Raw genomic sequence first — 23,636 nt, 5'->3', positions numbered from 1 at the left:
ATCCTCTCTGAATCTTAACAATGTGTTCCTTACTTCAGGATAGAGAGTACAGCATCCCAGTATGCTCCATATTCAGAGAGATTATTGTGATTCCCTCCCGGAATAAGAACGTATGTGCTCCTATTGGAAGCTTGAGAAAGTTTGTATCCCATCTCTGCCGGGATGACCTGGTCTGCGTCGCCGTGAACTATCAAAATTGGTGCGTTCACATTCTGTATCCACTGACTTGAAGGCATCGAATACTTCAACAGAATCTGTGGGAACCACGAAAAGCGCAGCTTCGCCATTTCAAACAAACTGGTGTACGGAGTTTCCAATATCAATCCATCAACTTTATTTTCTGCGGCGGTCTTTACGGCGATTCCTGAACCGACCGAGCGGCCATAAATGAACAACCGCTGCTCTGGGCCCTCGCGCCGGGCCTCATTGACAAAGGCCTGGGCCACATCCAGCAGCTGTTGTTGCGAACGGACAGACCCCGTACTTTTGCCAAATCCCGGGTAATCCACCATCCAAACATTGTAACCGGATTTTTGCGACAGCTCCAAGGCGACTTCCCCCCAGCTGTCCATGGCTCCGGCGTTGCCGTGGAAATACAGAATCATCCCGTTGGGAGCTGGAACCTTGAACAGCAAACTGTGAACTTGAGTATCGCCCACAGTCAGAATTTTTTCCTGAAAATCCCCGGCGAATTGAAATTTATAATCCGCAGAAAGAACTTTAGGGAAAAAGATGAAGCGCTCTTGGAAGAAGTACAACAAGAACACAATTCCCAGATAAGAAATGGCCACAACTCGAACAACGCGCTTCAAATAAGAAAATCCCTGATTTTTCATGTTCACATTGTACGCCGAAACAGTTTTTATTGTAAATTGCTGGTAATATCCCATGACACTCTGTCACTCACCATATCTCGACATTGACTCTAGGACCACCCCCATCAACCATAGAGGCACTTTTCAAATAAGGCGGACCTATGAAATCAAGATTATTTGCATTGGTATTGACTGCAAGCCCTGCAACATGGGCCGCAAATATCGTATGCACATCTGAAAAATGGGATAACGAAAAAATCGTCTTTTCAGCTGATTTTCAAGAGCTTCGCCATGATATCTATGATGAAAGCGGCAACATCTTTAAGTCCGAGCCCTTAAATGGCGCAGGCCTGGTCGGTGGCATCAACATCCACCCCAAGAATGATTCTTGCGACCAAAGCGTCTTTGAATTCAAAGGGATCAACCAGGTTCTGACCACCTGCCAGCTGGATAAAGAAGCTCACGGTTTTGATTATCTGACTGTGGACTTCCGTTATGACCAGGATAAAAAGGTCGGTTACTATATTGTGAACTCGTACTACCAGTCCGGCACGGGCAATCACAGCTTGCTGTTCAAAGACTGCCACGAGCAGTCTTATTAAAAGTACGACGAGGTAAATCGTCCGTCAGCTCGGCTCACTTCGGCCAAGCGGCTTGAGGTGCGAAGAGTGTATCCCACGCCGCGCACTGTATAGATCATGCGCTGATTAAATCCCTTGTCGATCTTCGCACGCACGCGGCACATCAGAACATCGACGATATTGGTGTGCGGATCAAAGTGATAGCCCCAGATATGGGACAGAATCAGCTGCTTATTGATGATCTTGTCCGGATGGGACATCAACAGTTCCACCATGCGGTATTCCCGGTCCTGCAAATCAATCACTTTGCCTTCCCGGGAAACCTCGCGACGGATGCGGTTTAAGTGCAGCCCCTGACAGCGAATTTCAATTTCTTCGGCTTGAGAAGAACGTTTCACCAGATTTCTGACCCGGATTTGCAGCTCAAGAATTGAAAAAGGTTTTGGCAGATAGTCATCTGCGCCCCGGCTTAATCCTTCCACCCGATCACTGGTCGCACTGAGTGCGCTGACAACGAGAACCGGGGTGCTGATATTATTTTTTCGCAGAGCCTGAATCAGATCAGCGCCCATCATTCCGGGCATCATCATATCAAGAATAATTATATCGTAGCGGTCGACCAGGGCCGCCTGCAGACCTTTGGTCCCATCATCAACATATTTCACGTCATAACAAATACTGACCAGACTTTCGATAATATGCCCTGCAATTTCCTGATCGTCTTCAATCAACAAACACTTCATGCGAAACTCCCTGATGTGGACCGTTCGTTCTGTGCATGAAGCCTACACACAAGTTTCTCAAAGCGCGTTTTAAATATAACCAATGAATGTCCACCACAACTGGTGGACTGTGTGAAAAACAGTCCAGTAAAAGTCGTGACTCTGTCTGAAATCATGAAGGTAATTATATCGCTGCCCAAGCAAAAGGAATAGCCTAACTTCAGAAACCATACACCACAAGGAGGTATTTATGGGCGACAATAACCAAAGACCAAACCAAGGCTCGCAACAAAATCAGAGAGATCAAGAAAGAGAATCCAGTCAAGGGCAGCGTCAGCAGCAGCCACAACAAGGTGGTCAGACTTCTGAAAGAAGCAGCGGCGGCCGGCAGGAACAGCAACAACAAGGCAACCGTACAAGTACCAACAGATAAATTTATAAGGCAGGACAGAGGGATGTAGACTGCTCTGTCCTGTTTTTTACTGGGTCAAGAGACTGTGAGCGCCCACGACATTCCCCCGATGAAGGGTCATCATTTTGTTCTTGGCACTGTCTGACAGACGATTCGTCAGATCCTTGGTATAGATCAAGAATTGATTTTCGATGCCATCATCCACAAATGGCAAAATAGTTTCCTGAACAAACAGGCGGCTTTTATCCTTGCGGCGTCGCCAGCCAAAACGAGTCTGCGGGGACCATTCCACCTTGCTGCCTTCATCGCACAGTAATGAATAGTCCTGAAGTTCCTCTCCGCTGTATCCATACAACATCGGGGCATCGGGTCCCCAGCTGTGAACCTTGCCTATATTGTCAACGACACAGGTGGCAGTCTTTGCAAGAGCTTTGCTGATATCCGAAGTCCATTCTTCATTGGTCGCGTGGCAGGCACTCATCACCACATGGCCATCACGCCACACCGGAACAACCTCGGCCTTGAATAGACCCGTCGTATTGTCCTTGCGACGATAAGTCACATTGAAAACTCCCCACCCATCACGTCCCATGATTTCAAGCACGCGCGGGCTGAGATTGCTGGATTCAGGGGTCAAAAGAGACCCGTAACTGACGCCTTTGATTTCATCGTGAGTATAACCAAAGTTTTTGGCGAACGATTCATTCAGACTGGAAAAAAGCTGAGACTGCAAATCAAAGGCCGCCACTCCGACCCTGCGTTTTGCATAGTGTGCAACCCACAACTCACATTCCTCAGCAGGAGTAAACTGCGCGGTGTAATCCGTAAGCACTTTCATAAAGCGAATGTCGTGATCATCCGGATCAGAGATTTCCACGACCTGTTCCTGTACGAAAAGCACTTCACCATCCCTGCGATACCGCCAGCTGAAACGAATTCCCCCCTGACTTACTTCTTCCGCGGTATCATAAAACAGCTGATACTCGGATGAACCCAGAATTTCCTGTTCTGAAAATCCAAAATATTTTTCTGCGGCGGGACTCCACACGTGGATAATGCCCTCTTCATCTGTCATGTAAGAGGGTGTTTCAAACTCATTTCGGATGAGATGTACCAGTGACATAAAAAACTCCATTTTTACCGAGCTTTTACCTATAATGTACCTTATCAGTATTGAGTGGGGCCTTGGCAATTGTATTGTATTTCGACTATCAACCAATGGTGGTTGTTTATTTACAGCTTCATTGGTTTACATTTATGACAAGTTCCAAGGAAATTGAATTTCGCATGAGGATTTTTTGAGTCCGCTTTATTATCAGTACTAAGGCAACAAACTTAAATCTGAACTAATCATGCATAGGTGGACGTGTCCTTATCTGACTTTATCCGAAAAAAGAGACTCGGCGCTTTTCTAACCCAACAAGACGCCGCAAAATTGCTCGGCTACAACCGACCGCAGTTTCTTTCCAATTTGGAGCGCGGCAATCGCAAGCCGCCAATCGATGTACTGAAGAAGATGTGCGAAATTTACTCCATACCTGAAGACGAAATGAAAGCTGAATACGTGCGCCAGGCTACAACTGATGCTATTTACAATGCCCATCAGAAATGGAACACTGGCGAAGAAACCGACAAAAATCCCAAGTAGTTATTCCTTACATTTTTGAAATGTCGTTTTCATCGTTCTTTTCAAAAGGAAGTGGCGAATTATTTCAATTGCCCCCATGAAAGCGCCTGTTCCCTAATGTAAACTTGCTCGAACTTGAGGGGGCTGTTAGTTCTGCGATTCTTATGTCGGGACTTGAGAATCTGCCTTATTTCGCAATCAAACTTCAGGAACAGTTTCAGGCCAAGAAAGCCCGAAACAAACGCTATTCTTTGCGTTCCTACGCCCAGTTTCTGGAAATGAATCCTGGCACGGTGTCTTCGATTATCAAAGGCAAACGCCTGGTGCCCCTGCAAGAAGCTGCCAAAGTGATGCAAAAGCTTTCCCTTGCTCCCAAAGATCAGGAAATGTTCCTGCTAAGCCTGGGGGTCAACAAACCACCGGCCGAATCCTCATACAAACTGGATCCCAGCCGCTATGCTGTGCTCTTTGATGAATGGGAATACTTTGTGATTCTGGCAGTGTTTCGCCTGGCCGATTTCAAAAGCACCGCAACCTGGATCGCCGCCAAAACCGGAATCAACGAGCCCCGCGTGAACGAATGCCTGGAAAATCTGGAAGACCTGCAGGTTATTTCCCGCAAAGGCCCTGTATGGGAGCGCAACCACAAGAACTTGTATTCGCCTCACGACATCCCTTCCCGATCCCTGCAGCAGGCCCATTTGAACACGTTGGAACTGGCAAGGCAGATGCTTTCCCGTGTCCCGGTGCAAGAACGTGACTATTCTTTCCTGACCGTGGCCCTGGACGAAAAACAATTCAAGAAACTTAAGAAACTGACGCTAAAGTTTCGCGACGACGTCTTTGAATTGGATGAAAAATCCAAGAAGGGCGACCTTTACCGCGTGAATCTGCAGTGCTTCCCCATCCTTCCCCCGAAATCCAATTAGGAGCTTCATCTGACAACACTGATTCATCTTCTTTTTTATTCTGCGATGTCTTTGGCCGGTGGTGACTGGGTTGGCAATGGCGGCAACGTGATTTCCTGTGGAAATTCTTTGCGACTGCTGGATTATTATGAAGCTGAAGAACAGCGCCGCATTCCACTGGAGCTGGGCCCCGCACACATGAGCTTTCAGCAAAAGGTGTACTATGTCTTGCACCGTCTGGAGGACGTGAATCCAACCCGCGCTAAAATGTATAAAAAATGGTTCCGGACCTTTGATGAAGAAACCCAGTGGTTCTTTGTTGGCAAGTTCCTGCCGATTCGCGATTCCGGCGTGGTCATCATCCCTGAGGAATGTGAAATCAAACAGGTCGCCATCCAGCGCCCCAAGGCTTTGATTATGCCCGGGGATCAGCGATATGTGATTGATTTGCGATTATTTGAAAAACTCAGTGAAGATCATAAAGCCGGACTGGTGCTTCATGAACTGATCTATCGCGAGGCCATCGAAACGGGTATTGTTTCTTCACCAGGGGTCCGCTATTTCAATCAGGTTATCAGCTCTTACCTGATGAAAACCTTCGACAACCGCATGATGCTGGATCTGGTGCGCACGGCAGGTCTTAAGCATGTCGACTATCATGGCTTTGCCGTAGGACTGGAAGCAGCCCAATTTGACGAAAATGGGAACATAAAGACCGCCACTGTCTGGGGCGGGAATCTGCACGGACAAAACATCTCCGGTAAATACGTCAATTTTTATCCGAGCGGAAAGATCGAATCCTTCCTGTACACCAGCGCGGACGAATACACCTTCAATATCAACGGGCAGATTTTCCCGATCGGTTACGCGGGTCCTTTATCACGTATGATTCTGCTGAAATTTCATGAAAACGGAATGCTGATGTCGGGTTCAATAAAAAACAAGACCCCGTTCCTCTTAAACGGCAAAACAGTTTTGCTGTCCAATCTGAACGGGGCCGTGACCTTCTGGCCCAACGGTCAACTGCACACTGGAACTATTGAAAGCTCTGAATATACAGGACCATTGGTTTTAAGCCAGGAAGGATCCCAAATCGTGAAACCTTGAGCGCCCCTCACGCTCAAGGTACAATCGAATTTAGTAAGCCTGAAGAAATGTGGCACCGTTACGAACTGTCACGATAATCTGATAAACGCCCCCGTCATGAGAATAAAGCTTCAAAAGGAAGTTACGCTCACCTGCCGCCAAAGCATCAGAATAGAATTCCAGCACGACATTGTGATAAACCTCATTGGAACGGAAGATACGCGGGGATGCCGCAATCGCGTGCACATCGCTCAAATCAGTCAGTGAAGGCTTTGCGAAGCGATTGGAGGCCTTTGGCACCACCTTGTGGTTTTTGCACTCGGCATCCAATACGTTAAGAACGATCTGGGTGGTGTGAGCTTTTCTGATCACCATAAAAACAGATGGAACCACAAGATCCTGGGCATCACCCTGTTTTTCGCAGTAATATTTGGCATGCTCTGGAGCATCCAAAGACACCGTCTGAGCCTGGGCAGATAAAGAAATCAAAGCGACGAAAGACAATACAAGAATACGCATAGTTTCCTCCAAAAATGTGAAGGGAGGAATAACCACGATTGAGGAATCAATAAAGAAAAAACCTGCCGGGCGGCAGGTTCAGGTAATAAAGTCGTTGCAAACTTTTGAGTCTGCAACACTTAGTTCTTTTCGCAGGTGATCTTTTCTTTCTCGCAGAAGGAAAGCAGTGTGTGGCTTTTGCATTTACCCATGGCGTCCTGACGGGCTTCATCCTCGCTTTTGCCAAAACCGAAGAAGCGGTTCCCCATGGATTTCATCCGGCATGTGAATGTCCCCACAACCTTCGGACCATCGCCCGACCAGTCCACGGCCAAAGTTCCTTTGTTCGGATTTTCATCCGCCGGGCTTATGACTTTCAAACCGCATCCGGCCAGCAAACTGCAAAAGACAAAAAACTGCATCAGGGAATTTTTCATGGAATCCATAATATCAGCCCCTTTTCCTTTTCACAAAGAGCAAAACGAAGGGTGCCAAAGCCCCCTTCGTTGGCACAGAACTTACTGTACATCGCTGAAGTTAACACTTGAGAATCCAAGTCCGGTCAACTGAGAAACCCAGTCTTGAGTCGAAGTAAACTGCGTACTTGGATGCAGGTTGAACTTAAAGCTCACTTCCTGCGGCAGCTCAATTCCCGGGTTGGTGCTGCAATCCGCCTGATCCGAAGCATGAGTATAACAACGGTTGTTCACAACCTCAGAATACTTCGTGGCATCACCCAGATCATTGCTGGTGTTGGTGTTCACCATAAAGTAGCGAGCCTTCAGGCCACTTGCAAGACTGCCTTTGATCGTGGACACACGAGCCGAGTAAGCATTGTTATGGTCCGTGTAGATTTCACCTGCAATGGCCTCAATTTTTGAAACGGAAGTGATTTCCCCGTTTGTCATACCCACCTGCGCCAGCAGACGATCATGACGGGACCAACCGCAGGAACTGTTTTCAGAGCACTGAAAACGGTCACCACGGCTTTCGTACTTCAGCTCGCCCGTCAGCACATCAAAACTTGCCGCATAGGTGCCGGATTTATTCGGGCTATAGGCCGACTGGTCATCATGAGTCAGGAACTCCATTTTCGTACCGCTAAGTTTGGCAGCAATACGGTAGGTTCCCATATCCGGAATGGTCAAAGAAACCCCTGAGTCATAATACGTGTTAAAGAAGGCCGGTTTTGAGGCCCGCACCGTCACGGTCATGGCCTGAATGTTCATGTCAGCCAATTGCTGGGCGGTGAAACAGCTCGTATCCGGGGTCAGATGGACCTGACGGTCCTGATTGTCGAAAACCAAACCCGCCTTTTCAAGCATGCAGGATATCGCTTTAATCTGCTGAAACGAACCCGGGATCGAATCCGGAGATCCGCTGTTTTGAGCAAGCTTACAGTAAAACAGCCGAGACGGATAATCAGGCCCCTGACTGTCCATATAGCCACCCTGCTCATCCAGCGGCATGGCGTGCTCGTTACACAAATCATTGACATTACTCAAGGCCTGGATTTTTCCCTGCACGCTTTGTGCGGACTGGCCGTCAGCCACCAGACCGTTACCGACCTCGACGATCACTCCTTGAACAGCTCCCATCACAGTCGATGGTTTGTCAGAGGATACAACAATAGAGGGGGAATCGATCACTTCTTCGTCCACCTTGGCAGAACAGGCCACCAGGGTCGCTACATGCATCAGGATCGCTACGGACAGAACTTTTCTGATTTCATTATTGAATAACACGAACTCTCTCCTTGTTTAAAGTTTCACGCAATTTCGTCTGCGCTACTTTCCTTAAGGCAAGGACAGGGCCAGGTGGTAACTCCACGATTTCACTACAATCTAAAAATGAGACGCCCACCCTGGTTGCCAGGTTGGCGCCAACTGTTGGTGGATTCTAGGCGGTCTTTTTGATCAGTATCTTTCTAAGACCTTCACGGGAAACTCCCAATCGCCTTGCGGCCTCGGATTTATTTCCCAAAGAACCCTGAATAGCCCGGTCGACAAACTCCGTTTCAAAGGCCTCGCGCGCCTCGCGCAAACTGAGGTTGTCATAGCGTCTCATATGATCCTCCGGTGTTTCTGCAGCGGGGACCACACTCAAGGAAGTGCGCGCTTTAAACTGGAAGTCATCCGGCATCAACACCGCACGATCCCCCGCGGACAGGCAGGCACTTTCAATTTTATTTTCAAGCTCGCGGATATTCCCCGGCCAGTGATAGTCAATCAACCGCTCCAGAGCCTCGGGACTGACCGATTTCAATTTCCAGCCGCGTTTGTTATGCAGTTGTTCCAAAATGGCCTGCGCCAGATCCGGGATGTCCCCTTTTCTTTCACGCAAAGAAGGAATCTGCAGGTTCACGACATTGATACGATAGAACAGGTCCTCGCGGAACTTTTCCTCTTGAATCTGCGTATCGATATGTTTATTGGTCGCGCAGATCAAACGGAAATCCACCGCTTTCGGGGATTCCGTAGAACCCAGTCGCTGCACTTTTCTTTCCTGCAAAACACGCAAAAGCTTGGCCTGCATTTCAACCGGCATTTCACCGATCTCATCAAGGAACAAGGTCCCGCGGTGGGCAAGTTCAATCTGCCCCTGCCTAGCGACAGTCCCGGTCGCAGCCCCCTTCATCACGCCGAAAAGCTCGGCCTCAAACAGTGACTCAGGAATAGCAGCACAGTTAATGGCAATAAAAGGCCCGTCGCGACGACTGGAATGATGATGTGCAAGCCTTGCGATGACTTCTTTTCCCACACCGCTTTCGCCGGTGATCAAAATATTGGAATCTGACTTTCCGAAGTCTTCAATATGATCATAGATCTTTTGCAGTTCCGGGGCTTTTGAATGCAGGCTGACGGAAGAAATACTTTTGCGCCAGATATTCTTGCGATGCTCAATGGCGGATTCAGAATCTTCATTTTTCTGATGAATTTCGTAATTTTCAAAGGCCACGGCTGCCAGCATGGACAATGCCTCCAGCGCATGCTGGTCGGATTCATCAAAGTCTCCGTCGGCCTTATTCAGAACCTCGATCACCCCGATGACTTTGCCATCCTTCCAGTGCAAGGGAACGGCCAGCACTTTTTCTGTCTGATATCCCGTCTTGCTGTCGACCCCCAGATAGAAGTCGCCGTCCTGAGCCACACAGTTGGAAAAATGACTTTTACGGGTTCGGAACACCTTTCCGGCAATCCCCTGATCTGTGTTGATCACGATGGTCTGATTGCGGATGCCCGTGGCGATATAGCTGTTCAGGTATTTGAAATGCTGCTCAAGGTTGATTTGGGAATCAAAAAAAATAGTTCCGCGATCAGCCCCGGTGGCCTGAATACACAGATCCAGGATTCGCGAAATGAGACTTTCCCCCGCCTGCTGCTCAAAGAAAATTTGCGCAGAGTCGCCGATAAATTTAAGAAGGTCATGTGATTTTGACATGTTCTTGATATCGGTATGTTTTGCCAACCAAAGTAGGCTGCCAACTGCACTTTCCACATTTAAGCCACCAATTGTTGGCGTTCCATTTTAAGACCTAAAAGTTTTCAAGCCCTTACACCCCGGCCCGGGAATAGCAGTTTAAGTTCATGAAACTTTGGAAATAAACAAAAGGACTAAATATGAGCAAAGAAAACATCCCCCAACAACTGGATCGCATGGACCGCGAACTGAGATTTCTGTGGCAGGAAGCCCACGAAGAAACCGTTGAAAGCATCAAAGAAAGGAAGCTGAAGCAATACTATGAACTGTTTAAAGCCTACAAAAAACAGAAGCAGTTCCTGATTGCCTTAGAGGCCAAATAACGAGCACGGTTCATGCACTTTAGGTGACTGAATAGTTTTAAATTAAAACAAAGGTTGTCTTATGAGAGCGTCCATTGCCGCTTTTTGTCTATTGGCTATTTCTTCTACATCCCTGGCTGCCACTGTGAAAGTCATGGATCTGGGGTTCAATTGCGAACCTTCCGTTTCTGATGTTTTTTGCCTGGAGCAGGCCAAGAAGCCCAATTCTGGATACCTGAACGGAAAAATCAAAAGCGCCACGCTGGTCAGCAACGCCGACTTTTACAACAAGTCCGGAGAATTGATTAACGCCTCTCCCGCCATCGTCATTGTCACCGAAAAAGGCAAGATCGTTCTGACAAAGGAAAGTGCTCTTCGCCTGGGTATGACCATGGGCGATCTGCTGAATGAAGCAACGTCCCCGAAATCAAACATAATTATCCGCTACAGCGACGACAGCAGAATTTCAGGTCTCGTTCTCGCGATTGAGAAGAAATAAAAAGGCAAAAAAACTGAATCCGCTCCAAACGAGCGACCGGAGTTTTCTGCCATCGGCAGAAAACGACAAAACCCAAAACGAAAATCGAAGGCGGGAAACTTCAGAAACTACTCCAGCGAAGCTGGAGTGCTAACAGATAAAACAAAAAAAGCCGACAAAGTCGGCTTTTTTGTTTGGTGCGCGAGGGGGGACTTGAACCCCCACAGCCTTTCGGCCACAGGCTTCTGAGACCTGCGTGTCTACCAATTCCACCACCCGCGCGCTGGAATGAAGAACTATCTTGTACGCTTTCCCCCGCTTTGAAAACAGTTTTCGCAGAAGGTCATAAAAGGATTTACAAGTTGCCCAAGTTTTAGGCTTTTAAACTTACCAATACCCCAAAACCTTCCACCAAATGGCACAGCCGCCAGCGAAAATCAGCAGGTTCAGAAGCGTCACCACAAAGCCCCACTTCCACCATTCTCCCATCGTCACATATCCAGCTCCAAACAGCACCGGAGCCGACCCCGTTCCATAGTGGGTTAAGGACGCACACAACGAGGATGCAAAGCCCAGGAACAGACCAAACATCAATGGCGGAGCCCCCAAGGCCACACCCACTCCAAAGAACGACGCAAACAATGCCGAGATATGGGCCGTGTTGCTGGCAAAGAAATAATGAATGAACACATAAAGCAGAACCAAAATAGCGGCTGCCTGCATCCACCCCAGATCCCAATGTGCGATCGAGGATTCCACGGTTTTAGAAAACCACGCCACGACGCCCAGCTTGTTTAAGAACGTCGCCATCATCACCAGGGACGAGAACCACGTTACCGTGTCCCAGGCGCCCTTTTCTTTCAACAGGTCATCCCAAGTAAGCACCCCACTGAACAGAAGCACCCCCAGCCCCACAAATGCGCCAGCAGTTGCATCCACCTTGAACAAAGGATCTGACGACAACAACTCAGGTCCACCTGCCCAGATAAACAGAAGCAGGAAAAAGACACCGATCAGAATTTTTTCATCCAGTCTGAGCGGCCCCAGTTCTTGCAATTTTTTATTCGCATAACCCGCAGCATCCGGAGTTTCTTTGATTTGCGGCGGATAAAGCTTAAACAACACCCACGGGATGATCAGAATCGCCAGCAAGCCCGGCACAAATGCCGCCATCGCCCACTGTGCCCAAGACACATCGATCTTGGCGATGTCACGAATCCCAGCTGTCACCAAAGGATTGGGCGCAGTCGCAGTGATGAACATCGCCGAAGTGATCACGTTGATCTGATAGGCCACCAAAGTCAGGAACGCACCGACCTTCAATCGAGTGGCCTCATCCGGAAGTGATCCCATGGATTCTGAGATGGAGCGATTGATCGGATAAAGCACGCCACCACCACGAGCAGTGTTACTTGGCATGACCGGAGACAGCACCAACTCGGCAAAAGACAGTCCGTAGCTGATACCCAAAGTCTTTTTCCCAATGGCGCGAACAAAGTAATATGCCACGCGGGAACCAAGGCCGGTCTTAATGAAAGCGCGGGAAATAAAGAACGAAATACCAATCAACCAGATCAGGGTGTTGGAATATCCACTGAGTGCATCACCCATGGCTTTGCCGGGATTTCCGGGATTGGTGACTTGCGTGATACCCACCAGCAGGATCCCGATCATGGCAGCACCCCCGATTGGAAGCGCTTTACCGATGATGGCGGTGATGGTGCCTACAAAGATCCCCAGCAAACGCCAGGCATTGATGTCGACCCCTTCCGGCGGAGAAATCACGAACCAGAAAAGACAGGTCACAAAAAAAGCGATAACGGCCGGTACAATCTTCACATGCGGTAACTTCATTCATATCCCCGGTTTGAATTTACAAACAGGATATGCTTTAAGCGCCATCAGAGGAAGAGGTTTTTCAGCATTATTTCTGACAGGCGCGCGTGGCAAACTGACGTAAATACTCTCGCACGTCAGCCGAAGTGGCCTTGGTGCGATCCAGACTTTTCAGTCGCCCATCCACCACCACCAGGTCGCGCGTGGATTCAGCCACCACTCGCTCATAAGTCAACCCCGGCTCCACCAGCCTGACTGAACAGCGAACACCTTCATGCTTGGTGCTTTTGCAAGAACCAATGCGCCCCACTCCGAAAGTAAACTCGGTGATGGTGGTGATATTATAAAGACCTTCTTCATAACTTGTATAAAGCTGCCCCAGATAAAGCGAAGGCAGGGCTTTGGGCGTTGGCAGATACAGATAACTGAATTCCTGACCCGGCAGAATTTCAGGTGGCACTTCTTCAAAGGGCGTGTCCAGATCATGCACCTGAAGTTCATCAGCAAAAAGCGCCGTCACTCCGTGACCGGAAAGTTCTGTGCGGATGACTTCGCGAAGCTCATCACGATAATGGGAGGACACCAAAACTGTGCAATCTTTACCAAACGCCAGCGAAGACAAAAACAAAACCACAGCAACACAAACACTCGATTTTAACGAATTCATAAGCCACCCCTGGGAAGTGAAAACACCTTCTTATCGCATTTAAAGGGTCCTCACCACGCAAACGAGCCGTCCTTGCAATTCTTACTTAAGTGTCTAGATTCACGACAGGTTCCAAAATCGGAATCTCGTGGAAACTTTTGGAACAAATTGCAGGATTAGAGTCACTCCTCTAGATGACACAGCGAAATTCAGATATATAAAGGGCGTCACAAAAGAGGAGCTCTTATGACCAAAAAGCATCATTACAGAGACTTTATCCTGAAAGAACTTGAGCGTCGCCAGCGCAAAAATCCTTCCTATTCTCTTCGCGCGTTTTCCCGTGACCTGGAAGTTCCTTGCTCTCGTCTGTCTGAGATTCTAAACGGCAAAGTCGGCTTGTCTGAAAGCCGTGCGGTGAATCTGGCAACAAAACTAAACCTTTCCCCGTCCGAGCGTGAATTCTTCGTGGATCTGGCTTTGTCTGAACACGCCCGCAGCGCCGTTCTTCGTGAAATGGCTTTGCAACGTGTGAATGCCCGTGAAGAAGCGTTTGAAAAAATCGGTGAAGACCAATTCGCGGTTATCTCTGACTGGTACTACACAGCCATCACTCAGATTCTGCAATTGAAAGACTTCGAGCCTACTGCTGAAAACATCTCCCGCCGATTGGGCCTTCTGACGGATGTGACTGAAAAAGCCCTGGAGCGCCTGGAAGCCATGAAGCTGGTTGAAAAAACTGCTGATGGCAAATGGGTTTCCAGTGATGCGAAGTACTCTTCAAGCTATGGCGGTTCTTCCGTGGCAGCCCGCAACTATTTCCTGCAGATGCAGACCAAGGCGACAGAAGCGATGAGTGGCGAAAACAAACGTCGCTGGGACATGGGTTGCACCATGGTTCCCACCAGCCGCGAGAAAGCCAAAGAGATCGCTGCCAAGATTCGCCAGTTCCGTCTGGAAGTGATGGCCGATCTGCAAAACAGCGAAAACAAAGACTCTTTGTTCGCCCTGTCCACCAGCTTCTTTGAAATGACGGACGTACAACCGCACTAAATAAAAAAGGCGCAGGAGACTGCGCCTTTTTCTTTTTCAAATCATTCCGACTTAAAATTTATTATTTAACTGCGGCTTCCAGTTTGGCGATATCAATCTTTTGCATCGTCATCATGGATTCAAAAGCCTTCTTGGCTTTGTCTGCATCTTTACTGGTCGTCAGATCCAGCAAAATTCTAGGCGTGATCTGCCACGAGAACCCCCAGCGATCCTTGCACCATCCGCAGTCGCTGGCCGCGCCACCGTTTTCGATAATGGCATTCCAAAGGCGGTCGGTTTCAGCCTGATTTTCGGTGATAACCATGAAACTGACCGATTCATTGGGCTTAAAGATCGGACCGCCATTCAGGCCCACAAATTTGCGCCCCATCACGGTGAACTCCACCGTCAACTCGGTCCCTTTCTTGCCACCAGGAAAATCACCCGGAGCTGTGTTCACACGCCCCACTTCACTGCCGGGAAAAGTCTTTGCATAAAATGCGGCAGCCTTACTGGCTTCGCCGTGATCGAACCAAACACAAGTCACTAACTCAGTCATTGGAACTCTCCTTCATCAGATTATTGAAACAGAATCTTTATCAGGGTGTCTGACACTTCACCTGGAGGCAACTTTTCTTTGGCAGCCGGGGATTTTACATTTCAAACAGAACCAGAACCAAACCGACCACCCCAAGACCTACAACCACACGAAAACGCATCATGAAGGCCGGAATGATGGCTTCAATTCTATCCAGCACCTGTTTAGAGTCGGCCGTTCCGACGCGAGCATGGATTTCGTGAGCTCTTTTCACGCCCTGCAGGGAATCATCCACCCGCAGGCCGGATCTTTGAGCGATCTTTTCCATATTGCGCATAAGGCGCTGGTATTGAATCGTGGAGGCGATATAAATCACAACCGCAACACTGAATATCACCGCATAGATCACTGAAAAAAGTCCCACGACAGAGGCTCCTTTGTTGTTTGTAAGAATACGGGATTTTGGGAATAAAAAAACCCCTGAAGTTTCCTTCAGGGGTTTTAAATTTTTTAGAATATCTCGGATGCGGTCACTCCAATTTAAAGAAAAATTGGAGCGGGAGACGGGGCTCAAACCCGCGACCTATGCCTTGGCAAGGCATCGCTCTATCAACTGAGCTACTCCCGCATCGTTTCGAGAGACACAAAATTACTGTTGCCTGACCCTATTGTCAACGGGTAAAAATCAAAAAAATGAAAACTTTGTTGGTTGGTCGCATCAAAAAATGGATGGTTTTTGCTCTCATAGGCTGCGTTGCCTATTTTACAGGCTATATTTGGGGGCAACATCAAAAACAAAAGTCTCCACCGCCGCCACCAGTTCTGAGTAATCCTGAATAGACCTGTCGAAAACGTCATCTAGGTTACCTGCTTAAAAGATGACTCTCGCATTTAATCGCATAAAAGGTCCCTAAACACATTTTAGGAGACCCCATGTTGAAGCTTTGGCTCTGCACTTTGACCCTTCTGTCTGCCGTCCCGTCGGCAAACGCGGCGCTTTTTTCCAACATGGAAGGCACCTATCGCATGCTTTCCTGTGAAAACCTGGGCGCCAAGCCCCACGAATCCCTGTGCGAGTATTCCCAGGTGAGCGTGCATCCGATGAGCGATGCCACCGCGATTTATTTCTCGCGCTGGGAAGGCGAACAGGAACATGTCCGCTCTTTCGGTCTGCCTGTTTCGACCCGTCACCACCCGCAAAGCCGTTACTGCGAAAAGGGCGACGTGTATGCAGCCTATGAACGCGTCTCTCAAGGCCAAGGTGAAGTCATGATCATGAAGCGCACCACAGATGACCTGTATCACCTGTCCATCCACTTACGCGCTGACAACTATGGCACTCTGGATGTGATTGAAATGGATTTAGAGCGCCTGACAACCATGTCCCGCCCAGCACCCGATACAGCACCAGGGCCTACGACAGAGTCGTTTTAAAGCGACGCCAGCTGGCGGTGATGGCAATCACCGCCATCACCACCAAAATAAGAACATTCGTCGTTATCAGGCGCAGATCCCCACCCTTAAGCATTATGTTTCGCAGAAGCTCAATGAAATATGTCAGCGGATTGATGTAAGAAAAAATCCGCATCACCCACGGCATGTTTTCCACCGGAAAGACCATTCCGGACAAAAGCACCGACGGGAACAGATATAAGAAACCACCCATCATCGACTGCTGCTGGTTCTTGGCGATCGTAGAAATAAATAATCCGATCCCCACCGTGCAAAACACAAAGGCCACCGCCGCCAGCAGCAGCATCCATAAACTTCCCCGCAAAGGCATATCAAACAACGCCATGGCCACGCCGACAATCAAAGGAATATTGCTTAACCCCAGCAAAACAAACGGCACGGTTTTACCCAGAATGACTTCCTCGGGCGACACGGGGGCCGCAATCAGAGTTTCAAATGTGCCCATCTCTTTTTCTTTTGTGATCGACATACTGGTCAGCAAAATTGTGATCAGACACACCAGCATGCTCATCACACCCGGCACCAGAAACAAAGCCGAACGCATCGCCGGGTTGTACAAAACCCGCACATCAAAACGCAAAGGCGGATCCTGCGGGTACAGCGATCGTACAATGCTTCCCATATAGCGCTCGATCCCCTGGGCCCGGGTGACGTTGGTGGCGTTGATCAGAAGCTGCACTTCGCCCTCGCGCCGACCCATGCTGCGATCAAGCCCCCCGGTTGGCGCCACCAAGACGGCGTCGGCTTCACCTTTTTGAATTTGTTCATAAGGATCCGTCGTCCGGGTCTTGGCCGGAATGAACCAGCCCGAGGCTAAAGCTTTGCGGTGAATTTCCTGCAAGGCACTGTCGTTGGGGGCCGCAAAAATCCCCAGACGGATGTTTTTGGCTTCAGTGGACAAGGCCACGCCAAAGATGGTCAGCTGCACACAGGGCGCCAGGAAAAGTAAAATACGCATGCGCGGATCCCGCAGGGTCTGAAGAAATTCTTTTCGGATAAACCCCAGCAGTGTTTTCATGGTTCGACGTCTCTTTTAAATTTTTTGGTGGCCAGAGTGATCATCAACGTGAAAAGCGCACAAAGCGCCAAAAATGACGGCAGAATGCTGAAAAACCCTGCGCCTTGCAAAAACAGCGCACGACTGATTTCAATAAACCACCGCGCGGGCAAAAGCATGGTGAAATAGAAAAAGAATTTTGGCATATGTTCCACCGGAAAAATAAAACCTGAAAGCAGAATCGTCGGCAAAAGTCCCGACAGCATCGCAAACTGCATACTCAGCTGCTGTTTTCGGGTGACCACTGAAATCAGCAACCCTTGCGCCAGATAGGTCGAAAGAAAGATCAAACACGCCAGCAGGTACAAAATGAAATTCCCCCGGAACGGGACCGAGAACACCACCTGCGACATCAGAAAAACAAAAAACACGGCGATAATTCCCATCACTGAATAAGGCAAAAGCTTTCCCAGAATGATTTCAATGGGACGCACCTGTGTAGCCAATAATAATTCCATCGAACCATTTTCCCATTCGCGTGCCACGGTCAGGGCCGTCAGTAAAATAGACAAGATGGCGATGATCGCGGCCGCCAACCCCGGCACGACAAACCAGCGGCTGTTAAGCTCTGGATTAAATAAATACCGCGTTTTGATTTCAATGGGCTCGCGAAATTCACCAAATTCATTTTGCAACACCCGCTTTTGAACCCCGCCCAGGTACCCAAGAATTGATCCGGCTGAAGAATTATCCGCCCCGTCGATCAGAATCTGCACCGCACTTTCCTGCAGGGGCTTCAGATCCCGCGCGTATGCCGGCGGCACCAAAAGAGCGGCATGCGCCCGGCCTTCATCCAAATATTGCAGGGCCTCGGCCGGACTGTGCACATAGCGGGACTGAAAGTAATCAGAACTGGTAAACGCTTGTTCCAACAGACGCGAGTTTGGGGTTTTACTGGCATCGTGAATCGCCAATGAAATGCGTTCCATATTGAATTCAATGGCAAACCCAAAAAAGAGCACCATAATAACCGGCATCCCCAAAGCCAGCGCCAGCGTGAAGGGGTCCCGTACAATATGAAAAACTTCTTTCTGCGCAATGGCCCAGATGGAACGAATTTTCATCGTCCCTCCACTTCCGCAATAAAGACCTCTTCCAAACTGACTTCAGCGGACTTGCGATCAGGGAAGTTCGCAGACTTCAGCCCGTCAGGTGAATCCAGGGCTATCAGCTCCCCGGATCTCATCAAAGCAATCCGGCCACAGTGTTCGGCTTCATCCATATAGTGAGTCGTGACAAAAACGGTTTTGCCTTCTTTGGCCAGTTCACGAATCAGCGCCCAGAATCGCTGCCGATAGGCCGGACTGACACCCGCCGTGGGTTCATCTAAAAACACAATCTCGGGATCATGCAATAGTGACGACACCAGACTGACTTGTTGCTTGATCCCGCCCGGCAGATCTTTCACCAAAGTTTTTTCCGAGGCTTTAAAGCGAATGAAATCAAGCAATCGTTCTTTTTGGCTTTTAAGCTGCTGATCAGGAAGTTTTCGTAAGGCCGCAGTGAAGGCCAGATTTTCCGCCACGGTCATATCATCATACAGGGTGAACTTCTGGGACATGTACCCGACCTTCTTTTTCACTTCAAAGGCCTGCTGTTGCACATCCAGACCACAAACCCGGGTTTCGCCATGCGATGGCAGTAACAGTCCGCAAAGCACACGAATCGTCGTCGTCTTCCCCGCGCCGTTGGCCCCCAGAAAACCAAAGATCTCGCCCTTCTGAACCGAAAAGCTTATGTCCTTCACGGCGTAATAGTCCCCGAATTTAACGGACAAATTCTGCACCTCGACTGAATTCATGGCGCTTCCTCGATGGCGTCGTACTGCAAGAACACCTCATCAAAGGTGCTGCATTGACGATCTTTTAAAATCTGATCGGGAGTTCCTTCCAATAAAGACTTTCCATCAAAAAGCAGATGCACTTCATCGCACTTCAAGGCTTCATCCATGTACGAGGTCGTAACCAGAATCAGAATGTCTTCTTCCTGAATCAGTTCATGCAGAAGTTCCCAGAAATCCCGGCGACTCAAGGGATCCACCCCGTTGGTGGGTTCGTCCAGCAGCAGCACCTTGGGCGAAGACAGCAATGAACAGATCAAACCCAGCTTTTTATACATTCCTCCGGACAATTGCGAAGCCAGACGGTCTGTGAATTCTTCAAGTCTTGCCATGCGCAGAAGTTTTTCCCGGCGCGAGTGATACAGCTGATCCGGAACCTGAAAAAGGGTGCGAAAGAATTCAAGGTGTTCATGAATGCTCAGCTCCGGGTAAAGACTTTGGGTCTGAGGCATATAGGCGATATTTTCACGCAAATCCGAAAAAAGAACCGGCTGACCTTCGCGCAAAAACACGATCTTGCCGCTGTCAGCCTTTAAAAGCCCCATCAAATGGCGCAGGAAGGTGGTTTTACCGGCACCCTCGGGCCCAATCACCCCGTGGATGACCCCCGGGGAAAAGCTCATCGTCAGACCTTTGAGGGCCTCCGTCGTACGCATTTTTTTAGTTAAGCTTTCGACGGCGATGGCGACTGTTCCTGGCATCAGTCCTCCGCCACCCATTCCAGAGTCATTCCTGGCTTCAGAATGCCCTCGGGGTTTTCAAAGCGGATCTTCACAGCGTAAACCAGTCTTGTTCGTTCATCCCGGGTCTGTACATTTTTAGGCGTGAACTCGGCTTCCGGATTGATATAGGCAATCACACCCGAAAAATTTTTATCGTCCATTTCAGGCAGACGAGCTGAAACTTTCTGATCCATCTTCAGGGGCGATATCTGATCATGGGGCAGATAGAAATAGGCATAAACCTCGGAAAGATCCCCCAGGGTCAAAAGCTTCGCCCCGGGCAAAACCATTTCCCCGGGTTCGAAGTAGGTGGTCAGCACCGTGCCTTTGATCGGAGCTGAAACCTCGCACCACTTAAAGCGGGTTTCAATTTCATCCTTGCGGTTTTTGATCTGATCGTAACTTTCCTGAGCGATACTGCCGCCGCGATAAAGCTTCACCGCACGGTCATAGTTCTTGTTTGCCAGATCATAACCCAAGCGGATCTCTTCGCAGTCAAGTTTGACCAGGGACTGACCTTTTTCAACGATCTGTCCTTCTTTGACCGGAAATTCAGAAATGACCGAAGACACCCTGGCAGGGATATCCACCTTGGTCACTTCGACAGTGCCTGCATAGGAAAATTCAGATCGAAACAGGAAGGTCTTGGCCAGATATGCCAGAAGCAAAATAAGAAGAACTGCTACAAGAGGAATCAGCTTTTTCTTAGACATAGAAAAAGCCTAGACAGCCTCGCGATCCGGGTCAATGCCGACCCGGGTGGATTGCGGAAATAAAAAAAGCCGGGGGTCACCCGGCTTTTCATTTACGAAAATCTCGTAATTCCTAGTTGGTTGGAGCAAACCAGCAACGAGGACGAACACCCGCTGTGTCGCGAGGTGCGTAGCAAGAACCAGACTTGTAGTCGGAATTGCTTAGTTTTTCGCTTTCTTTAGCCACACACAACATACCTGCGAAATAAGTGTCCAAACGGCACTGAGTCGCTGGGTGTCTGTCGTCAGTGCGGGAAACCACGTTCTTATCCGGAGTACCGAATGTTGGAGCGGAAGTTTCTTTACGCAAAGCCTGGAACAGGTTTGCTACAGATTGACCAGCCAAAGAAGTTCTTAGGCAGATCAGACGATCTTGTTCGTCCGGGAACTGAGCAGTACAAGCTGCTTCAGCATTTGGATCCAAATCAAGATCTTTCAGGATAGCTGCGTTGTCGTCTTCAGCAAAGAAACGGCGAAGACATTTCAAAGAAGCGTAGTAATCAGAGCCACCTTCGTTGGTCGCCCAAGCGCCACCGAACCAGCTTTGCATTTTTGGAGCGCCACCGTTGTGGTGACCGAACTCGTGGCACGCAACCAATGCGAAACCTTCGATGTTCGTCGCCGCGTGACGAGCCAAACCACCGTACATGTTCAACACTTGTGTGTTACCGGATCTTTGTGCGGAAGCATTTACAGTACCATCATTCCAAAGACGGTTGATTTTCAAGCGATCCCCCATCGCTTCAACGTCTTTAGCGAACAATCTTTCAAGACGGTCCAAAACCATGTTGAATTGTTGTTCAGTGATACCACCCACGGTGAAAACACCAGCTGGGATGTACAAATTGTTCTCAGGAACGAATCCGGAGCACAGTGTCACAGATTCAGATGTAGCTGTTTGGTGTGTAAAGCCTACAGTTGCAACCAATGCAACAACGGCCAACGCACGACGTAGTGTCGATTTTGTCATGACTTTCCCCTCCTTGAGTCTAGACGTTCAAAAAGCGTATCAACATGATGCGGACAAACTCAAACATTTAAATAAGTTATGAAGCACTGCACCTTAGTCGAGTATTACAACAAGTTCTTTTGATTAAAGAACTGCAATCCATTTGACGAACAGAAACATATCAAAGTTTTTCCATATTTAAGGAGTCATCCATGAGTTCGTCCTCGTCTTGGTTCCGCGGTTTGCGCGGGCGTTTGTTGTTTTCTGCAATCTTGCCAGTGATCGCATTCGCTGTCCTCACTACCATTTCTTGGCGTTCTATGGACAGTCTTGGATCCATGCTGACAGGCGCTTACACCGAGGTCGTTCCGAACATGGACGCTCTGGGTCAGCTGGGCATGCAGCGGGCTCGTATTGGCTATTTCATCTGGGCCGCCCTGGCCAACGATGAAGACCAAAAATCCCGCGAAGGCTTTATCAAGCGCGCCCGCAGTGCCTTTGACGAATTCAAAAAGTTCGAAGAGGTTTACGCCAGCACCAAGTTCACTGAAGACGAAGCCAAAAACTGGGCAAAACCAAAATCCATCCAGGACTCCTTCTATAAGTTAACAGAACAGATGATCTATCTGCTTGATCAAAATAATGCTGTCGCCAACAAACAAGTTCACACCGCAATGAACGGTGGTGAATGGCATGTGATGGCCATCGCTTATCAGGATGCTATCGCCGCCAACATGAAGCTTTACCGTGAAATTTCTGCTGCCAATGACAAGGTACAACAAGACGAACGTAAATTTCAGACGCAACTACTAATGCTGATCTCAGCCCTGTGCGCGACCCTGGTGTTCGGTATTTTAATGTGGATCGCTTATCGTGTTTCCAACACCGTGAGCTCTATTGCCACCGGTCTTTCCGAGGCTGGCACTCAGGTCTCCGGCGCGATCACTCAGCTGACCGCCGCAGGTCAGACGCTTTCACAGTCCTCTACCGAAGCTGCCGCTTCTCTGGAAGAAACTGTCGCGTCACTGGAAGAAATGTCTTCCATGGTAAAGATGAATTCGGACAACGCGAAACAAGCAGCCTCCCTGTCTCAGTCATCCAAAGATTCTGCGGAACAGGGTCAGAACGAAATCACTTTGCTGATTTCTTCCATGAACGATATTTCCCATTCTTCTAAAAAGATTGAGGAAATCATCAGCGTTATTGACGATATCGCCTTCCAGACCAACCTTCTGGCTCTGAATGCGGCAGTCGAGGCCGCTCGTGCCGGCGAACAAGGCAAAGGCTTTGCGGTCGTGGCAGAGGCCGTGCGCGCGCTGGCGCAACGCTCCGCAGTTGCAGCAAAAGACATCAATGTTTTGATCAAAGACAGCGTTGAAAAAGTAGACCGTGGCTCACAAATCGCCGACCGTTCTGGCGAAGTTCTGCAGACCATCGTGACCTCCGTGAAAAAGGTCGCAGATCTGAACAACGAAATTGCAGCGGCAAGCTCTGAGCAAACCACCGGTATCCAGCAAATCAGCAAAGCCATGAACCAATTGGATCAGGGTTCTCAGGCGAATGCGGCATCTTCTGAAGAAATTGCGGCTTCCTCCGAAGAAATCAGCGCCCAGGCCCAGCAGATGCAAAGCATGGTTGTCAGTCTGAACGAGGTCATCCAAGGGTCTGGACAACACGAACCAGCACCAGCTGCGGCTGTACCCGTTCGCCCGTCTGCTGACAAAAAAGTCATTCCATTTGCGAAGAAAACAACCCGCCCAGCCAGTCCGACCCCACGCGTGGAGAAAAAGTCACAGAGCAACTCGGTCATCCCCTTTGATGACGACGAACCACGTGGCAAAGTCGGCACAACCGACGGCTTTTAATTCTTTGCTCCCCCATACCC

26 protein-coding genes, 2 tRNA genes and 1 pseudogene are annotated in these 23,636 nt (G+C 49.1%); 10 read left to right on the top strand and 19 right to left on the bottom strand.

Features of this window, described 5'->3' with window-relative positions:
- Positions 1-29 precede the first annotated feature (29 nt).
- On the bottom strand, positions 30-836 hold the full coding sequence (locus BDT_RS09405; RefSeq protein WP_158320233.1) for an alpha/beta hydrolase: 807 nt from the start codon (positions 834-836) through the stop codon (positions 30-32).
- Between the two features lie 140 nt (positions 837-976).
- On the opposite strand from BDT_RS09405, the gene BDT_RS09400 reads away from it, so the two are divergent.
- Positions 977-1,417 carry a hypothetical protein gene (locus BDT_RS09400; RefSeq protein WP_015091003.1) on the top strand — a complete coding sequence of 147 codons (441 nt, stop codon included), beginning with the start codon at positions 977-979 and terminating at the stop codon, positions 1,415-1,417.
- On the opposite strand, the gene BDT_RS09395 is transcribed toward BDT_RS09400, so the two are convergent.
- Positions 1,414-2,139 (bottom strand): response regulator, encoded by a 726-nt coding sequence (locus BDT_RS09395; RefSeq protein ID WP_015091002.1) that lies wholly within the window; start codon positions 2,137-2,139, stop codon positions 1,414-1,416. The genes BDT_RS09400 and BDT_RS09395 overlap by 4 nt on opposite strands.
- Before the next feature lie 229 nt (positions 2,140-2,368).
- Between BDT_RS09395 and BDT_RS19210 the strand changes: the two genes are divergently transcribed.
- Positions 2,369-2,551, top strand: a complete 183-nt coding sequence (locus tag BDT_RS19210; protein ID WP_148278789.1) for a hypothetical protein — start codon at positions 2,369-2,371, stop codon at positions 2,549-2,551.
- Between the two features lie 46 nt (positions 2,552-2,597).
- On the opposite strand, the gene BDT_RS09385 is transcribed toward BDT_RS19210, so the two are convergent.
- On the bottom strand, positions 2,598-3,653 hold the full coding sequence (locus tag BDT_RS09385) for a PAS domain-containing protein (protein ID WP_041577544.1): 1,056 nt from the start codon (positions 3,651-3,653) through the stop codon (positions 2,598-2,600).
- 237 nt (positions 3,654-3,890) lie between these two features.
- Between BDT_RS09385 and BDT_RS19545 the strand changes: the two are divergent.
- The 3 genes and pseudogenes from BDT_RS19545 to BDT_RS09370 form a co-directional block, all read left to right on the top strand.
- Positions 3,891-4,070 (top strand): annotated as a pseudogene (locus BDT_RS19545) (helix-turn-helix domain-containing protein); the annotation flags it as partial.
- Positions 4,071-4,321: 251 nt separating this feature from the next.
- Positions 4,322-5,086 carry a DUF4423 domain-containing protein gene (locus BDT_RS09375; RefSeq protein ID WP_015090998.1) on the top strand — a complete coding sequence of 255 codons (765 nt, stop codon included), beginning with the start codon at positions 4,322-4,324 and terminating at the stop codon, positions 5,084-5,086.
- Positions 5,087-5,131: 45 nt separating this feature from the next.
- On the top strand, positions 5,132-6,172 hold the full coding sequence (locus BDT_RS09370) for a hypothetical protein (RefSeq protein WP_015090997.1): 1,041 nt from the start codon (positions 5,132-5,134) through the stop codon (positions 6,170-6,172).
- Between the two features lie 30 nt (positions 6,173-6,202).
- Here BDT_RS09370 and BDT_RS09365 read toward each other — a convergent pair whose 3' ends face one another.
- From BDT_RS09365 to BDT_RS09350, 4 genes are all read right to left on the bottom strand, one after another.
- Positions 6,203-6,670: a hypothetical protein gene (locus tag BDT_RS09365; RefSeq protein WP_015090996.1), complete on the bottom strand. Its 468-nt coding sequence runs from the start codon at positions 6,668-6,670 to the stop codon at positions 6,203-6,205.
- 119 nt (positions 6,671-6,789) lie between these two features.
- On the bottom strand, positions 6,790-7,095 hold the full coding sequence (locus BDT_RS09360) for a double-stranded RNA binding motif domain-containing protein (RefSeq protein ID WP_015090995.1): 306 nt from the start codon (positions 7,093-7,095) through the stop codon (positions 6,790-6,792).
- 72 nt (positions 7,096-7,167) lie between these two features.
- Positions 7,168-8,394: a hypothetical protein gene (locus BDT_RS09355; protein ID WP_015090993.1), complete on the bottom strand. Its 1,227-nt coding sequence runs from the start codon at positions 8,392-8,394 to the stop codon at positions 7,168-7,170.
- 154 nt (positions 8,395-8,548) lie between these two features.
- Positions 8,549-10,090 carry a sigma-54-dependent Fis family transcriptional regulator gene (locus BDT_RS09350; RefSeq protein ID WP_015090992.1) on the bottom strand — a complete coding sequence of 514 codons (1,542 nt, stop codon included), beginning with the start codon at positions 10,088-10,090 and terminating at the stop codon, positions 8,549-8,551.
- 179 nt (positions 10,091-10,269) lie between these two features.
- Between BDT_RS09350 and BDT_RS09345 the strand changes: the two genes are divergently transcribed.
- Both BDT_RS09345 and BDT_RS09340 read left to right on the top strand, forming a co-directional pair.
- A complete protein-coding gene (locus BDT_RS09345) occupies positions 10,270-10,452 on the top strand; it encodes a hypothetical protein (protein WP_015090991.1) in 183 nt (60 codons plus the stop codon).
- A gap of 61 nt (positions 10,453-10,513) precedes the next feature.
- On the top strand, positions 10,514-10,930 hold the full coding sequence (locus BDT_RS09340) for a hypothetical protein (protein WP_080602373.1): 417 nt from the start codon (positions 10,514-10,516) through the stop codon (positions 10,928-10,930).
- Positions 10,931-11,104: 174 nt separating this feature from the next.
- On the opposite strand, the gene BDT_RS09335 is transcribed toward BDT_RS09340, so the two are convergent.
- The 3 genes from BDT_RS09335 to BDT_RS09325 form a co-directional block, all read right to left on the bottom strand.
- Positions 11,105-11,191, bottom strand: a tRNA-Leu gene (locus BDT_RS09335).
- Between the two features lie 105 nt (positions 11,192-11,296).
- Complete coding sequence (locus BDT_RS09330; protein WP_041577538.1) at positions 11,297-12,763, bottom strand: anion permease; 1,467 nt, start codon at positions 12,761-12,763, stop codon at positions 11,297-11,299.
- Positions 12,764-12,833: 70 nt separating this feature from the next.
- Positions 12,834-13,412, bottom strand: a complete 579-nt coding sequence (locus BDT_RS09325; RefSeq protein ID WP_041577536.1) for a hypothetical protein — start codon at positions 13,410-13,412, stop codon at positions 12,834-12,836.
- A gap of 225 nt (positions 13,413-13,637) precedes the next feature.
- On the opposite strand from BDT_RS09325, the gene BDT_RS09320 reads away from it, so the two are divergent.
- A complete protein-coding gene (locus BDT_RS09320) occupies positions 13,638-14,441 on the top strand; it encodes a TIGR02147 family protein (protein ID WP_015090987.1) in 804 nt (267 codons plus the stop codon).
- 61 nt (positions 14,442-14,502) lie between these two features.
- On the opposite strand, the gene BDT_RS09315 is transcribed toward BDT_RS09320, so the two are convergent.
- From BDT_RS09315 to BDT_RS09305, 3 genes are all read right to left on the bottom strand, one after another.
- Positions 14,503-14,979 carry a VOC family protein gene (locus BDT_RS09315; RefSeq protein WP_041577534.1) on the bottom strand — a complete coding sequence of 159 codons (477 nt, stop codon included), beginning with the start codon at positions 14,977-14,979 and terminating at the stop codon, positions 14,503-14,505.
- A gap of 94 nt (positions 14,980-15,073) precedes the next feature.
- Positions 15,074-15,382: a hypothetical protein gene (locus tag BDT_RS09310; protein ID WP_041577532.1), complete on the bottom strand. Its 309-nt coding sequence runs from the start codon at positions 15,380-15,382 to the stop codon at positions 15,074-15,076.
- Between the two features lie 128 nt (positions 15,383-15,510).
- Positions 15,511-15,586 (bottom strand) — tRNA-Gly (locus tag BDT_RS09305).
- A gap of 305 nt (positions 15,587-15,891) precedes the next feature.
- Between BDT_RS09305 and BDT_RS09300 the strand changes: the two genes are divergently transcribed.
- Positions 15,892-16,392, top strand: a complete 501-nt coding sequence (locus BDT_RS09300) for a hypothetical protein (protein ID WP_051026293.1) — start codon at positions 15,892-15,894, stop codon at positions 16,390-16,392.
- Here the strand turns inward: BDT_RS09300 and BDT_RS09295 are convergent.
- From BDT_RS09295 to BDT_RS09270, 6 genes are all read right to left on the bottom strand, one after another.
- Complete coding sequence (locus BDT_RS09295) at positions 16,373-17,449, bottom strand: ABC transporter permease (protein WP_015090983.1); 1,077 nt, start codon at positions 17,447-17,449, stop codon at positions 16,373-16,375. The two genes, BDT_RS09300 and BDT_RS09295, sit on opposite strands and share 20 nt — an antisense overlap.
- Complete coding sequence (locus tag BDT_RS09290) at positions 17,446-18,552, bottom strand: ABC transporter permease (RefSeq protein ID WP_015090982.1); 1,107 nt, start codon at positions 18,550-18,552, stop codon at positions 17,446-17,448. The genes BDT_RS09295 and BDT_RS09290 overlap by 4 nt, the downstream gene beginning before the upstream one ends.
- Complete coding sequence (locus BDT_RS09285) at positions 18,549-19,289, bottom strand: ABC transporter ATP-binding protein (RefSeq protein WP_015090981.1); 741 nt, start codon at positions 19,287-19,289, stop codon at positions 18,549-18,551. The genes BDT_RS09290 and BDT_RS09285 overlap by 4 nt, the downstream gene beginning before the upstream one ends.
- Entirely contained in the window at positions 19,286-20,029 is a 744-nt protein-coding gene (locus tag BDT_RS09280; protein WP_041577530.1) for an ABC transporter ATP-binding protein, read from the bottom strand. Before BDT_RS09280 ends, BDT_RS09285 begins: the two co-directional genes overlap by 4 nt.
- On the bottom strand, positions 20,029-20,763 hold the full coding sequence (locus tag BDT_RS09275) for an efflux RND transporter periplasmic adaptor subunit (RefSeq protein ID WP_015090979.1): 735 nt from the start codon (positions 20,761-20,763) through the stop codon (positions 20,029-20,031). The genes BDT_RS09280 and BDT_RS09275 overlap by 1 nt, the downstream gene beginning before the upstream one ends.
- 112 nt (positions 20,764-20,875) lie before the next feature.
- Positions 20,876-21,772, bottom strand: coding sequence for a hypothetical protein (locus BDT_RS09270; RefSeq protein ID WP_080602372.1), 897 nt, complete (start codon positions 21,770-21,772; stop codon positions 20,876-20,878).
- Between the two features lie 191 nt (positions 21,773-21,963).
- On the opposite strand from BDT_RS09270, the gene BDT_RS09265 reads away from it, so the two are divergent.
- Entirely contained in the window at positions 21,964-23,616 is a 1,653-nt protein-coding gene (locus tag BDT_RS09265) for a methyl-accepting chemotaxis protein (protein ID WP_041577528.1), read from the top strand.
- Positions 23,617-23,636 lie beyond the last annotated feature (20 nt).

Source organism: Bdellovibrio bacteriovorus str. Tiberius, assembly GCF_000317895.1.
Taxonomy (GTDB): domain Bacteria; phylum Bdellovibrionota; class Bdellovibrionia; order Bdellovibrionales; family Bdellovibrionaceae; genus Bdellovibrio; species Bdellovibrio bacteriovorus_F.
This window is presented reverse-complemented; position numbering and strand designations above follow the sequence as displayed.